This window comes from Oceaniovalibus guishaninsula JLT2003 (assembly GCF_000299575.1).
Lineage (GTDB): Bacteria > Pseudomonadota > Alphaproteobacteria > Rhodobacterales > Rhodobacteraceae > Palleronia > Palleronia guishaninsula.
Map to the genome: position 1 here is coordinate 18,086 of NZ_AMGO01000052.1, position 14,087 is coordinate 32,172.

The 14,087-nt window shown below is 67.5% G+C and carries 12 protein-coding genes; 7 read left to right on the top strand and 5 right to left on the bottom strand.

What is annotated here, in order from left to right:
• Positions 1–113 precede the first annotated feature (113 nt).
• Complete coding sequence (locus tag OCGS_RS11265) at positions 114–1,259, top strand: sensor histidine kinase (RefSeq protein WP_007427368.1); 1,146 nt, start codon at positions 114–116, stop codon at positions 1,257–1,259.
• Here OCGS_RS11265 and OCGS_RS11270 read toward each other — a convergent pair.
• A complete protein-coding gene (locus OCGS_RS11270) occupies positions 1,256–1,783 on the bottom strand; it encodes a hypothetical protein (protein ID WP_007427369.1) in 528 nt (175 codons plus the stop codon). The genes OCGS_RS11265 and OCGS_RS11270 overlap by 4 nt on opposite strands.
• A 107-nt stretch (positions 1,784–1,890) precedes the next feature.
• On the opposite strand from OCGS_RS11270, the gene hemB reads away from it, so the two are divergent.
• From hemB to trpE, 4 genes are all read left to right on the top strand, one after another.
• On the top strand, positions 1,891–2,904 hold the full coding sequence (gene hemB / locus OCGS_RS11275; RefSeq protein ID WP_007427370.1) for a porphobilinogen synthase: 1,014 nt from the start codon (positions 1,891–1,893) through the stop codon (positions 2,902–2,904).
• A gap of 124 nt (positions 2,905–3,028) precedes the next feature.
• Positions 3,029–3,589, top strand: a complete 561-nt coding sequence (locus OCGS_RS11280) for a lipid-binding SYLF domain-containing protein (protein ID WP_007427371.1) — start codon at positions 3,029–3,031, stop codon at positions 3,587–3,589.
• 73 nt (positions 3,590–3,662) lie between these two features.
• Positions 3,663–5,522 (top strand): peptidylprolyl isomerase, encoded by a 1,860-nt coding sequence (locus OCGS_RS11285; RefSeq protein WP_007427372.1) that lies wholly within the window; start codon positions 3,663–3,665, stop codon positions 5,520–5,522.
• A gap of 3 nt (positions 5,523–5,525) precedes the next feature.
• Positions 5,526–7,037: an anthranilate synthase component I gene (gene trpE, locus OCGS_RS11290; RefSeq protein WP_007427373.1), complete on the top strand. Its 1,512-nt coding sequence runs from the start codon at positions 5,526–5,528 to the stop codon at positions 7,035–7,037.
• Positions 7,038–7,042: 5 nt separating this feature from the next.
• Here the strand turns inward: trpE and OCGS_RS11295 are convergent, their stop codons facing one another.
• Positions 7,043–7,915, bottom strand: a complete 873-nt coding sequence (locus OCGS_RS11295) for an NAD(P)-dependent oxidoreductase (protein ID WP_007427374.1) — start codon at positions 7,913–7,915, stop codon at positions 7,043–7,045.
• Positions 7,916–8,019: 104 nt separating this feature from the next.
• Here OCGS_RS11295 and OCGS_RS11300 point away from each other — a divergent pair, with 104 nt between their 5' ends.
• Both OCGS_RS11300 and OCGS_RS11305 read left to right on the top strand, forming a co-directional pair.
• Positions 8,020–10,503 (top strand): penicillin acylase family protein, encoded by a 2,484-nt coding sequence (locus OCGS_RS11300; RefSeq protein WP_007427375.1) that lies wholly within the window; start codon positions 8,020–8,022, stop codon positions 10,501–10,503.
• Between the two features lie 241 nt (positions 10,504–10,744).
• Positions 10,745–11,425 (top strand): invasion associated locus B family protein, encoded by a 681-nt coding sequence (locus OCGS_RS11305; protein WP_007427376.1) that lies wholly within the window; start codon positions 10,745–10,747, stop codon positions 11,423–11,425.
• A 39-nt stretch (positions 11,426–11,464) separates the two neighbouring features.
• Here OCGS_RS11305 and OCGS_RS11310 read toward each other — a convergent pair whose 3' ends face one another.
• Genes OCGS_RS11310 through lpxD form a run of 3 tightly spaced genes read right to left on the bottom strand, consistent with a single transcriptional unit; the run spans position 11,465 to position 14,058 of the window.
• A complete protein-coding gene (locus tag OCGS_RS11310) occupies positions 11,465–12,673 on the bottom strand; it encodes a beta-ketoacyl-[acyl-carrier-protein] synthase family protein (RefSeq protein WP_040610968.1) in 1,209 nt (402 codons plus the stop codon).
• Positions 12,670–12,936, bottom strand: a complete 267-nt coding sequence (locus tag OCGS_RS11315) for an acyl carrier protein (protein WP_007427378.1) — start codon at positions 12,934–12,936, stop codon at positions 12,670–12,672. The genes OCGS_RS11310 and OCGS_RS11315 overlap by 4 nt, the downstream gene beginning before the upstream one ends.
• A 30-nt stretch (positions 12,937–12,966) precedes the next feature.
• Positions 12,967–14,058 carry a UDP-3-O-(3-hydroxymyristoyl)glucosamine N-acyltransferase gene (gene lpxD / locus OCGS_RS11320; RefSeq protein ID WP_007427379.1) on the bottom strand — a complete coding sequence of 364 codons (1,092 nt, stop codon included), beginning with the start codon at positions 14,056–14,058 and terminating at the stop codon, positions 12,967–12,969.
• Positions 14,059–14,087 lie beyond the last annotated feature (29 nt).

The following is a 14,087-nucleotide window of genomic DNA, read 5'->3' on the forward strand; positions in this document are numbered from 1 at the left end:
ACCGTGTCAATCGCGATTCGGCAAAATACCACGCATCCGCGACGCTTTGCGGATGACCGCGTCCGGCTTTCGTCCTAAAGTTGGCTCTGTAACAGCCCAGCAGAAAGATGCCTATGCGTGCGCCGGCCCACCCGCGCCAGGATGATCGGCTGATCGCCCTGGCAAGCTATGAGATCCTCGATACCGACCGCGAAGCCGAATTTGACGAGGTCGTCGATCTGACCGCCAGAATTTGCGACGCGCCTATTTCGGTCGTCAACCTGATCGACGCCGGCCGTCAGTGGTTCAAGGCCGAGACAGGGCTTGGCGTGCGCGAAACGCCGCTGGACAGCTCGCTCTGCTCGCATGCCATCCTTGAGCACGATTTCGTCGAGATCGAGGATACGCTGGCCGATCCGCGCATGGCCGACAATCCCCTTTGTCTCGGGGACCGCGGGCTGCGATTCTATGCCGGCGCGCTGTTGCGGTCCGATCAGGGCCTGCCCATCGGGACGCTCTGCGTTCTGGATTATCGCCCCCGGCGATTGACCGACCTGCAACGCGACACGATGCGGATCCTCGCCGGCCAGGTGATGGCGCGGCTCGACCTGCGGCGCGCGCTGGCCCATGCGGACATGCTGCGCAAGGAAGTCGATCACCGGGTGAAGAATTCGCTGACCTCGCTGGCCTCTCTGGCGCGGATCCAGGGCCGCGTCTCGGTGCAGGCCGAGACGCGCGAAGCGATGCAGACGATGGAAAATCGCATTCGCGCCGTGTCCATGCTGCATGAACAGCTTTACCGCACCGATGCCGGGTCGCGGGTCGATCTGGGCAGCTATGTCGCCAATCTGTGCGGCTATCTGGACAGCATCCGTCCCGCGAACGTGACGCTTTCACATGACGCGGTACCGATCCGCGTCTCGTCGCAAGAGGCCGCGGCAGTCGGCACGCTGGTCAACGAATTCGTCTCGAACGCGCTCAAGCATGCGTTTCCCAACAATCGGCCAGGCCATGTATCGGTGCGTGTGACCGTAGCGGCGGACGGGCGGGTCGGGATATTCTGCGCCGATGACGGCATCGGGATGCAGCGCCAGCCCGCGGCGAAACCCGGCCTTGGGATGCAGGTGGCCGAAGCGATCTGCACGCAGCTCGGCTGTGACCTGTCGGTCGCGCCGAATGCGTCCGGGGGCGTGACCGCCAGCCTCAGCTTCCGGCCCGAAGGCGCGGGCGACGCTCAGGACGCCGAACGCCCGCCCGAACGGCAGGCCGGCGCGGCCTAACCGCCCAGCGGGCCGATGTTCAGGTTCTGATACATCCCCCACATGGCCGTCACGAAGATGGAAACGATGCCGATGCCCTGCGTCGTCAAGCGGTGCCGCAGCAGCCGTCCGCGCAGGGCCGCATCCTCCAGGGCGCGGTCGCGGATCGCCCGCGCGGTGGCCACGTCGAGCAGGCCGATCACCGTCATGGGCGCGGCGATCAGGAACACGGCCTGCGCGAATTCGACGCGATAGACGAAGCCCAGCAGCGCCAGCGCCGTCAGCGCCGCCATCCCCAGCCCGACCAGCCACAACCCCGCCACATCCACGATGCCCAGCAGCCGATCCACCCGGATGCGGACGATCTGGTCCAGATCCGCCTGCGCCTGTCCGCCGCGCCTGTCGGCGGTGCCGACCATGTCCCAAGGCACGCCCATGACGTAGTGGCTGGCCCTCGCCCAGACCGCTGCCAGCGCGATCCAGTACCACAGGTTGGAAAACGACCGCATGTCGATCAGTTCGAGGACCGTCGCATACCAAGTCAAAGGCCTCTCCCTGCGCCCGTCCCGATCGGATGGGCCTACACTTGAGCACTGCGCGAATCCATGCGACCGACGATCCGTCAGGCCATCCGTTGCAAAGAGGCACTATCATGCCCGTCCCCACCGCGCTGCCGATCGTGGCCCCCTTCCCCGCCGCCCGCTTCCGCCGGCTGAAATCCCATGCCGCCCTGCGCGCGCTGGTCTCCGAGACGCGGCTGACACCGTCGGATCTGATCTGGCCGGTCTTTCTGTGCGACGGGACCGACCGGCGTCAGCCGGTGCCGTCCATGCCGGGCGTCGCGCGCCTGTCCATCGACCTGCTGGTGCCCGCCGCGCGCGAGGCGGCCGCGCTGGGTATCCCGGCGATCTGCCTCTTTCCCTATACCGACCCCGCGCTCAAGACGCTGGAATGCGAAGAGGCGTGGAACCCTGACAACCTGTCCAACCGGGCGATCCGGGCGCTGAAGGATGCGGTGCCGGATCTGGCGGTGATGACCGACGTTGCGCTCGACCCCTATAACGTCAATGGGCATGACGGCATCGTGCGGGACGGCGTCATCGTGAACGACGAAAGCGTCGCCGCCCTGGTCCGCATGGCGCTGGCGCAGGCCGAGGCGGGCGCCGACATCCTGGGGCCCAGCGACATGATGGACGGGCGCATCGGCGCGATCCGCCGCGCGCTGGAGGACGAGGGCCATCAGAACGTCGCGATCCTGTCCTATGCGGCGAAATACGCCAGCGCCTTTTATGGCCCCTTCCGCGACGCCGTGGGCGCGTCGGGGGCGCTGACGGGGGACAAGAAGACCTACCAGATGGACCCGGCCAATGCCGACGAAGCGGTGCGGCTGGTCGCGCGCGATCTGGCCGAAGGCGCCGACATGGTCATGGTCAAGCCCGGAATGCCCTATCTGGACATCTGCCGCAGGGTCAGGGACCGCTTCGGCGTGCCGACCTTCGCCTATCAGGTCTCGGGCGAATACGCGATGCTGAAGGCCGCCATCGACCACGGCTGGCTGGATGGCGACCGGGTGATCCTGGAAACGCTGACCGGCTTCAGACGCGCCGGATGCGACGGGGTGCTGACCTACTTCGCCCCCCATGCCGCGCGCCTTCTGAACGGCTGACGCCGGACGGCAACATGACGCCGCGCCTTGTGTCCGGCAGGTGACACAGCGTCGCGTGGCCGCTAAGGTCCGGCGTGGAACGGCCGTCATAAGGCCGTCCGGGGCAGCACGAAAAGGGCAGACCATGAACATCCTCACCCGGCGGGCGATGCTTGCAGGCGCGGCTTCGACCGCGACGCTGACGGCCGCCTGCAACAACGGCGTATCGAGCAGCGGCGCGTCCACCATCGACGCCCGCGTCCAGAGCACGCTAAACTACCTCTATTCCACCTATCCCGGCACGCAGGAACTGCGCGACAAGTCGGCCGGCCAGCTTGTCATGCCCGTCGTGACCAAGGCGGGGTTCGGGGTCGGCGGATCCTACGGGCGCGGCGCCTTGCTGGTGAACGGCAGCGTCATCGACTATTATTCGGCCACGCAGGCCAGCGTCGGATTGCAGATCGGCGCGCAGCAATACGCGCATGTGCTGTTCTTCATGACCAACGACGCGCTTTACGATTTCCGCAACTCGCCGGGCTGGGAGGCGGGCGCGAATGTCGAATATGCCGCCAACGACCGGGGCGGCAATCTGGGCACGACGACGACCACCTCGCTCAGCCCGGTGATCGCGGTGGTGTTCGGGCAGGCCGGCCTGATCGTGGGCGCCACCGTCGAGGGCACGAAATACGCGCGCATCATCCCCTGACATTCCGGCGCGCCGCTTGCGGCAGCGGACGGGCTGACATAGGACGGACGCGCGGATTTTGTGGGGGACGGGCATGGCATCTTCGTCGAAGGCGCTGTCGAAAGCGGTGGTCTGGATCATCCTGCTGCTGCTGATCGTCGGTCTGGCGGGCTTCGGCGCGACGTCGTTCGGCGGATCGGTGCGCGAGGTCGGGTCGGTCGGCGACACGGCCATCGGCGCCGACCGCTATGCCAACGCGCTGCAACAGGAAATTGCCAGCTTCGAGGCGCAGACCGGCCAGCGCCTGACCTTCGCCGAGGCGCGCGAGGCCGGGCTGGACCAGATCGTTCTGCGCCGGCTTCTGGCGTTGGCCGCGCTGGAGGACGAGGCGCAGGATCTGGCGCTGTCGGTCGGCGACGAGCAGGTCCGCCGCGACGTGCTGCGCATCCCGGCGTTTCAGGGTCTGGACGGCACGTTCGATCGAGAGGCCTATGAATTCGCGCTCGACCGTGCAGGGCAGACCGTGGCCGAGTTCGAGGAAAGCCTGCGCTCCGAAACCGCGCGCACGCTTTTGCAGGGCGCGCTGGTGGCGGGCATCCTGCCGCCCGACATCTTCGTCGATACGCTGTATGATTATGCGCGCGAAACCCGCGACGTGACGCTTGTGTCTTTCGGTCCGGGCGACCTCGACACGCCCATTCCCGCGCCCACCGATGCGCAGATCGAGGCGTTCTACGATGCCAACCCCAAGCTTTTCACCCTGCCCCAGCGACGTGCGCTCACCTATGCGTGGCTGACGCCCGACATGCTGACCGCCACGGTCGAGGTGGACGAGGCGACGCTGCGCCGCGCCTATGACGAGAGGCTGGCCGATTTCGTGCAGCCCGAGCGGCGGCTGGTCGAACGGCTGGTCTTCGCAGACGACGCCGCCGCCCGTCAGGCCGCCGATGCGATCGCGGCGGGCGAGACGACGTTCGACGACCTGGTGGCGGAACGGGGCCTGTCGTCGGCCGACACGGATCTGGGCGAGGTTTCGCGCGACGATCTGGGCGACGCCGCCGATGCGGTCTTCGCGGCGCCCGCCTTGGGGATTGCGGGGCCGGCGCCGACCCCGCTCGGCCCCGCGCTTTTCCGCGTCAACGGCACCCTCGGCGCGCAGGAGACGACGTTCGAGCAGGCGCGCGAAGACCTGCGGGCGGAATACGCCGTGGCCGCCGCCCGCCGCGCCATCGAGGAGGAGGTCGAGACGGTCGAGGATTTGCTGGCCTCGGGTGCCACGCTCGAGGAGGTCGCGCAGGAGACGCCGCTGGAACTGGGCCAGACGGTCTGGTCGGCCGAGGATGCGGGTCTCGGCGGTGCGGATATCGACGCCTATGAGGAGTTCCGCGAAAGGGCCGCCGGCATCCAGCCCGGCGATTTCCCCGAGGTCGAGATGCTGGCAGACGGCGGCATCTTCGCGCTGCACCTCGACCGGGTGATCGAGCCCGAGGTTCAGCCCCTCGCCGATGTCGAGGTGCGCGTCATCGAGGCTTGGGAGGCCGCCGAGCGCCGCGCCGTCCTGCGCGCGCGGGCCGAGCGAGCCGCAGAGGCGCTGGCGGACGGGGCCGATCCCGCAACCCTTGGCGGCACGGCCCGGACCGAGACCGATCTGGGGCGCGACGCCTTTCTGGAAGACCTGCCGGTCGAGACCGTGACCGCGGCCTTCGCGATGGCGCCTGCCGAGGTGCGGGTGCTGGACACCGCCGACGGCGCGCTGACCCTGCGGCTGGACCGCGTGCAGGCCCCCGACGGCGACAGCGTCGAGGCGCGCGAGGTCAAGGACGTGTTCCGCGCCCAGACCGGACAGGGCATCGCCGAGGACGTGACCGGCGCTTTCGTGACCGCGCTTCAGGCGCAAAAGGGCATCACGCTGAACGCGCAGGCGGTCAACGCCGTCAACGCGCAGTTCAACTGATCCATGCGCCCCAGTCCCGACTTCGAGACCTTCGCCTCGGCCCATGCGCGCGGCGACAATCAGGTCGTCCACCTGCGCCTGGCAGCCGATCTCGACACGCCTGTTTCGCTGATGATGAAGCTGGGCGGCGCGGGGCGCGACACCTTCTTGCTGGAGTCGGTCACGGGCGGCGAGATCCGCGGCCGCTATTCCATCATCGGACTGAAGCCGGATCTGATCTGGGAATGCCGTGGAACCATGGCGCGGACGAACCGGCAGGCCCGCTTCGACCCCGATGCGTTCGTGGACGATGACCGTCCCCCGCTCGAATCCCTGCGTGCGCTGATCGCCGAATCGCGGATCGTGCTGCCGTCCGGTCTGCCGGCGGCCTCGGCGGGGCTGTTCGGCTATCTGGGCTACGACATGGTGCGGCTGGTAGAGGATTTACCGCTGGCCAATCCCGACCCGCTGGGCGTGCCCGACGCCGTGTTGCTGCGGCCGTCGGTGATCGTCGTGCTGGACGGCGTGAAGGGCGATGTCATCGTCGTGGCGCCGGTCTGGGCGGGGTCGGGCCTGACCGCCAAGGCGGCCTTCGCGCAGGCGGCCGAACGCGTGATGGATGCGGTGCGCGATCTCGACCGGCCGATCCCGGCCGCGCTTGCCGTCGCGGCAGCGCCCGCATCGGTGGCGGACCCGGTGTCGAACTTCACGCATGCGGGCTATCTGGATGCCGTGCGCCGTGCCAAGGAATACATCGCGGCCGGCGACATCTTCCAGGTGGTCCCCTCGCAACGCTGGTCGCAGCCCTTCGCGCAATCGTCCTTCGCGCTTTACCGGTCGTTGCGGCGCACCAATCCGTCGCCCTTCATGTTCCATTTCGACTTCGGCGGCTTCCAGGTGGTCGGCGCCAGCCCCGAGATACTGGTCCGGGTGATGGACGGACAGGTGACGATCCGCCCCATCGCGGGAACGCGCCCGCGCGGCGCCACCCCCGACGAGGATCGCGCGCTGGAAGCGGATTTGCTGGCCGATCCCAAGGAACTGGCCGAGCATCTGATGCTGCTCGATCTGGGGCGCAACGATGTGGGGCGCGTTGCGCGCATCGGCACCGTCCGCCCGACCGAGGAATTCACCGTCGAACGCTATAGCCACGTCATGCACATCGTCTCGAATGTGGTCGGCGAACTGGCCGAGGGACAGGATGCGCTTTCGGCGCTGCTGGCCGGATTGCCCGCCGGAACGGTGTCGGGCGCGCCGAAGATCCGCGCGATGCAGATCATCGACGAGCTAGAGCCGGAGAAGCGCGGTATCTATAGCGGCGGCGTCGGCTATTTCAGCGCCGGTGGTGACATGGACATGTGCATCGCGCTGCGCACGGCGGTGGTCAAGGACGGCACGCTGCACATCCAGGCCGGAGGCGGCGTCGTGCATGACAGCGATCCCGAAGCCGAATACCGCGAAACGGTCGCAAAAAGCCGCGCCATCCGCCGCGCCGCCGAGGATGCGGGCCGCTTCGACACGACGCGCAATTCCTGACGCCCTCAGCCCAGGCGGCGCAACCGCTCGATCAGCGCGGACGTGTCCCAGCGCGCGCCGCCCATGTTCTGAACGTCCTTGTAGAACTGATCGACCAGCGCCGTCACCGGCAGCGCCGCGCCCGTCTCGTCGGCGGTCTGCAAGCAGATGCCCAGATCCTTGCGCATCCAGCTTACGGCGAACCCATGCTCGAACTGGCCGGCCAGCATCGTCTGATGGCGGTTCTGCATCTGCCACGACCCGGCCGCGCCCTGGCTGATGACCTCGACCACCGCAGCGCCGTCGAGGCCGGCCTTCTCGGCGAAATGCAGCGCCTCGCTCAGGCCTTGGACCAGCCCGGCGATGGCGATCTGGTTGCACATCTTCGTCATCTGCCCTGCCCCCGTCTCGCCCAGACGGCGGCAGATTTTGGCATAGGCGTCGATGACGGGTTCGGCGCGCGCGAAGGCATCCGCATCGCCGCCGCACATCACCGACAGCGCGCCGTTCTCGGCCCCCGCCTGCCCGCCCGAGATCGGCGCATCGACATAGCCGATGCCGCGCTGCGCGGCTTCTGCCGCCAGTTCGCGCGTCACGGCGGCAGAAACCGTGGTGTGATCGACAAGGATCGCGCCTGCCTTCATGCCCGCGAAAGCGCCCTCGCCGCCGGTGCAGACGGCGCGCAGATCGTCGTCGTTGCCCACGCAGGTCATCACGAAATCGGCACCGTCCGCCGCACCCCGCGGCGTCGGCGCGCTGCTGCCGCCGTGTTCCCGCACCCACGCATCGGCCTTGGCCGCCGTTCTGTTGTAGACGGTTACATCGTGGCCCGCGTGAACGAGATGGCCTGCCATCGGGTATCCCATCACCCCCAGCCCCAGAAACGCCACTTTCGCCATACCTTCACCTCGCCTTGCGGATTGTCTAAGCCCGTGCCGTCGGCGACCTGTCTGACTATACCCGCGCGCCCGGTCAACCGGGGTGCCGTCCGCCCGGAGGTTCGATGATCGCCACCTTTCGATGGTCGCTGCGCATTTTTGCCGGTCTGGCGCTGCTGGCGTTGCTGGCGGGCGCGCTGGCCTACTGGTTCGCGGCGCGGTCGCTGCCCGATTACGATACCACGGTCGAAGTCGAGGGGCTGACCGCCCCGGTCGAGATCGTGCGCGACAATGCGGATGTGCCGCATATCTTCGGCGACAGCGATCCCGACGTGTTCTTCGGGCTGGGCTTCACGCACGCGCAGGACCGGCTGTGGCAGATGACGCTGATGCGCCGCACCGCGCAGGGCCGGTTGAGCGAGATCTTCGGCCAGCGCACGCTGAAGACCGACGAATTGCTGCGCCGGCTGGATATCTACAACCTCGCCAGCCAGTCGGTAGCGGCGCAGTCGCCCGAAACGCTGGCAGCCCTCGACGCCTATGCGGCCGGGGTCAACGCGTGGCTGGCGCAGGTCAACACCGGCGCGCGCGGCCGGGGCGCGCCCGAATTCTGGCTGTTTCCGCCCGAAATAGCGCCTTGGCAGCCAGCCGATTCGCTGGCGATCCTCAAATTGATGGGCCTGCAACTTTCGTCGCACCTGACCGAGGAAGTTCTGCGCGCCCGCGTCAGCCTGGCGCTGGAGGACGAGGCCCGCATCGAGGACATCATGCCCGATGTTCCCGGCCCCGGCATCGCGTCCCTGCCCCCCTATGCGGCGCTGGTTCCAGATGCGCCCGGACTGCCCGGCGGCACGGCGGACAGGAAGACGGATTATGCCGATTTCCTGTCGCCGGTCGCACGCCGGGGCCTGGGCGGCGCATCCAACATCTGGGCCGCGGCGCCCGACCGGTCCGCGACGGGCGGGACGCTGCTGGCGAACGATCCACATCTGGGGTTCACCGCCCCGTCGATCTGGTATCTGGCGCGGATCGAGCTGCGTTCGGGCGGCGTCATCGGCGCGACGCTACCGGGCATTCCCGCGGTCCTGCTGGGACGCAGCGCGGATCTGGGTTGGGGGCTGACCTCGTCCTATCTCGACGATCAGGACGTTCATATCGAAAAGGTCGATCCCGACGATCCGCAGCGGCTGCTGACGCCCGAAGGATACCGGCCGATGCGCACGCGGTCGTCGATCATCCGGGTCAAGGATTCGGCCCCCGTCACCGTGACGCTGCGCTGGTCCGAGAACGGTCCGATCCTGCCCGGATCGCATTTTGACCTGGCCGCCGTCACGCCGCCCGGCCACGTCGCGTCGCTGGCCTGGACCGTGCTGTCGCCTGCCGACACGTCGATGACGGCGGCCATGGATCTGATGCAGTCCAGGACGGTTGCCGACGGCATCGCCGCCGCCGAGGGCTTCATCGCGCCCAGCCAGAACCTGGTGCTGGCGGACCGCCGGACGATTGCCATGAAGACCATCGGCGCGATGCCCCGCCGCGACGAGGCCCATCAAAGCATGGGCCGGCTGCCGACCCCCGGCTGGCTGCCGCAGAACCGTTGGGACGGCCGGCTGCCCTACGCCGACAATCCCGAATTCGTCGATCCCGAAGGCGGCATACTGGGCAACACCAACAACAAGATGATCGACCGACCCTTTCCGGGGCATGTCTCCTTCGCGTGGGGCGATACCCAGCGGATCCAGCGATGGCGCCGATTGATGCAGACGCGCGAGGTTCATACCCGCGAAAGCTTCATCGAGGCGCAGCTCGACACCGTCAGTTTCACCGCGCGGTCGCTGCTGCCGCTCATCGGCGCCGATCTGTGGTATACCGGCGAGGCGGCGCCGGACGGCACCCCCGAACGGCTGCGCCAGCGCGCGCTCGATCTGCTGGCGAGCTGGAACGGCGAGATGAACGAACACCTGCCCGAACCGCTGATCTATGCCGCGTGGCTGCGCGCGCTTCAGTCGCGGCTGATCGAGGACGAGCTGGGGCCGCTGGCGGCGCAGTTCACCCATGTCGAGCCATTGTTCATTGAACGCGTCTATCGCGATATCGACGGCGCGGCGGCGTGGTGCGACGTGATCCAGTCCGCCGCCGTCGAGAGCTGTCTCGACATGGCGCGGCTGGCGCTGGACGATGCGCTGATCTGGATTGCCGAGGAATACGGCACGTCGCTGGAAAGCCTGCGCTGGGGGGATGCGCACCAGGCCATGCAGGATCATCCGGTTCTGGGCGACATCCGCGGGCTGGGGTGGCTGGTGAACATCCGCCAGTCGACCAGCGGCGGCGACAACACGCTGCTGCGCGGCCGCACCAAGGGAACCGATCCGCATCCATTCTTCAACGTCCACGGGGCGGGATATCGCGGCGTCTACGATTTCGCCGATCCCGACAGTTCGGTCTTCGTGATCTCGACCGGCCAGTCCGGGCATCCTCTGTCGCGGCATTACGACGATCTGGGCGAATTGTGGCGGCGCGGCGAATACATCCCCATGTCGCTCGACCCCGATCTGGCGCGGGCAGCCAGTGTCGGCATCACCCATCTGCAACCGGCGAAGTCCGAATAGGACCGCGTCGACGCCTGCAAGGCATTGTGCGTTGACGCCCGAAAAGTCGTCTCATACGGTCGCGCCAATGAGAAGCTGGCCAGTCCGGCAGGGAAAGCGAACGCGTCGAAAGGCTCCTTCGGGAGCCTTTCTTCGTTCCGGGCGGCGGAAAGCCCGGAACGGGACACACGCAAAATCGCACTGACACTTGCAAGCGTCCATGTTAGGGGCGCGGGGCAGTTTCATAACAGACAGGCTGACGATGTCCGACTTCTGGAAGACGATCCCCTTGCTGGCGGCGCTTGCGGCCGCGGCACCCCTTGCCGCGCAAACAGACGGCGAAGCGGCGACAGATGCAGACGCCACGCCGCCCGCGCAAACCCAGCCGGCCGAAACGGGCGAAGCCCCGGCGACCGATGACGCGGACCAGACCGCCCCGTCGGGCCTGAACATGGGCCAGGAAATTCCGACGGAAGAAACGGCGCAGCCTGGCCAGTCCTATGTCGCGGAATCGTTCGGGGACTGGGAACAGCGCTGCATCCGCACCGAGGACGGCAAGGATCCCTGCCAGCTTTACCAGTTGCTGCGGGACGGGAACGGTAATGCCGTGTCCGAGATGAGCGTCTTTGCTCTGCCCGAAGGCGCGCAGGCCGCGGCCGGATCGACGATCATCACCCCGCTGGAAACCTATCTGCCCGGCGCGCTGACGATTTCGGTCGATAGCGGCGCGGCGAAGCGGTATCCCTTTGATTTCTGCGCGCAACAGGGCTGTTTCGCGCGCGTCGGCTTTACCGAGGCCGAGGTGCTGGCCTTCAAGCGCGGCGCCAAGGCGCAGATGGTCATCGTGCCCGCGGCGGCCCCCGATCAGAAGATAACGTTGCCGATCTCGCTGAACGGATTTACCGCCGGCTACGACGCGGTGGCGGCCGCCAACGCCGATTGATTAGCGGGGCGGGACGCAGGCAGCGCCCCGCCCGTCCGCTCAGGCCCGGCGCAGGGCGATGACGGCATTCATGCCGCCGAAGGCGAAGGCGTTCGACAACGCGACACCGACATCGGCCTCGCGCGCCACGTTGGGAACGACATCCAGCGCACAATCGGGATCGGCGCGCCGATGACCGATCGTCGGGGCGATCACCCCGTCGCGCAATGCCAGGATGCAGGCCAGCAATTCCACCGCGCCGGTGCCCCCGATCAGATGACCGTGCATCGACTTGGTGGACGAGATCGCGACTTGCGGCGCATGGGGGCCGAACACCTCCATGACGGCCGCGCATTCCGTGCGGTCGTTCGCCGTCGTCCCGGTGCCGTGCGCGTTGATATATCCCACATTGTCCGGCGCCACGCCCGCATCGCGCATCGCGCCGGCAAGCGCGCGTGCCGCACCGTCGCGGCTGGGTGCCACGATGTCCGCCGCATCCGAACTCATGGCGAAACCGGCGACTTCGGCCAAGATCGCCGCGCCGCGACGCATGGCATGTTCGCGTTCCTCGAAGACGAAGATGCCCGCGCCCTCGCCCTGCACCATGCCGTCGCGATCGGCGGAAAACGGACGGCACCCGGTTTTCGACATGACACGCAGGCCTTCCCAGGCCTTCACCCCGCCAAAGCACAACATCGCCTCGGACCCGCCGGTCAGCATCGCGTCGGCCATGCCCGCGCGGATCAGCGCCAGCGCCTGTCCCATCGCGTGATTGGACGAGGCGCAGGCGCTCGATACCGTGAAGGACGGGCCGCGCAGATTGTGCCGGATCGAGATATGCGCGGCGGCGGCGCTGTTCATCAGTTTCGGAACGACGAAGGGATGCACCCGGTCCTTGCCCGCCTCATAGACGGCGCGGTAATTGTCGTCCTGGGTGTTCAGACCGCCCCCGGACGTGCCGACCACGACACCGGCCCGTTCCGACAATGCGCCGTCGAAGGAAAGCCCCGATTGTTCCACAGCCTCCTGCGCGGACAGCAGGGCGAACTGGGTGAAGCGGTCGTAAAGGGAAAGCTGCGGGCGGTCGAAATGCGCCGTTTCGTCGTAACCGCGGACCTGCGCGCCGATGCGCACTGTAAGGCGGTCGATCAGGGGGATGTCCAGCGGCCCGATACCGCATCGCCCCTCGCACATGGCGGTCAGCGTCGACGCGACATCGTGGCCCAGGGGGTTGATCGTTCCGGCCCCGGTGATGACCACCCGCCTCACGAACGCTGGGCCGCCACCAGACCCTCGACCGCGCCGATGATGGACGCCACCGTGGAAATGTCGAAATCGCCGGCCTGCGGATCGTTGGCGTTGAACGGAATCTGGATGTCGAACGATTCCTCGAGCGCGAAGATGGATTCGACCAGCCCCATGGAATCGATGCCCAGATCGGCCGGCGACTGGTCCATCGAAACATCCGACACGTCGACCAGCGCCTGCTCGGCGATGATCTCGATCACCCTTTGCCTGATTTCGTCGGCCATGCGCCCGTCCGTTCCCTGACTGGCGCCGATCTAGTCATTCGGACCCGCATTTGGAACCGCTTTCTGCCGGCTGCCCAGATCGCGCAGCAGGCGCGGCAACCGCCGCAGCGCCTTGTACATGTCGACATTCTGATCCATGCGGACAGCGGGGTAGCCCATCATCACCCGACCCGCAGGCACATTCGAGAGCACCTTGGTGCCGCCGGTGATTATGACATCGTCGCCGATCTGCACATTATCCGCGATACCCGACGCGCCGCCAAAGACGCAGCGGTCGCCGACCACGGTCGATCCGGCGATCCCGGTCAGCGCGGCCAGCAGGCAATCGCGCCCCATGACGACATTGTGGGCGATATGCACAAGGTTGTCGATCTTGCATCCGTCGCCGACTCTCGTGGCGCGAATGGTACCGCGGTCAATGCAGGAATTGGCGCCGAGTTCCACGTCGTTGCCGACGATGACCGTTCCCAGCGAATGGATGCGCGACCAGCCCTGCGGCCTGATTTCGCCCCGCGCGCCAAGACTTTCGCGCACTTCCTCGACACCCGATTTCTCGGGGGTGACGAAGGACAGCCCGTCGGCGCCGACCACCGCGCCGGGCTGGGCGACGAAACGGTCGCCGATCACGACGCGGTCGCCGATCCGTGTGCCGGCGGACATCAGGGCATCGTCGCCGATGACCGTGTCCGCACCGATGGTGACATGGGCGACGATCCGACAGCGCGCGCCGATCCGAACATTCGGCCCGATGCAGGTATAGGGACCGATGGCCGCGCCAGGGCCGATCCGGGCGCTGGAATCGACCAGGGCCGTGGGATGAATGCCCGCAGGAAGATGCGGACCGGGATCGAGCATTGCCGTGACCTGCGCCATTGCAAGGCGGGCCCGCGGCACGAAGATCGCCGCCTGCAACCCCAGCGCCGTCCAATCCGCGCCGGGCCACAGGATCGCCGCCCGCGCGCGGCCCTTGGGCACGCCATCGGCATAGGCCGGGGCCATGGCCAAGGCCAGGTCGTCGGGGCCCGCATCGGCAGGCTCGGTCGCCCCTGAAACGACGATCGTGCCATCGCCTTCCAGCCGCGCGCCCAATGCCTTGGCAAGTTCAGAGACCCGAATTTTCATCGCTCGCACTATTCCTGATCGTCGGTCCG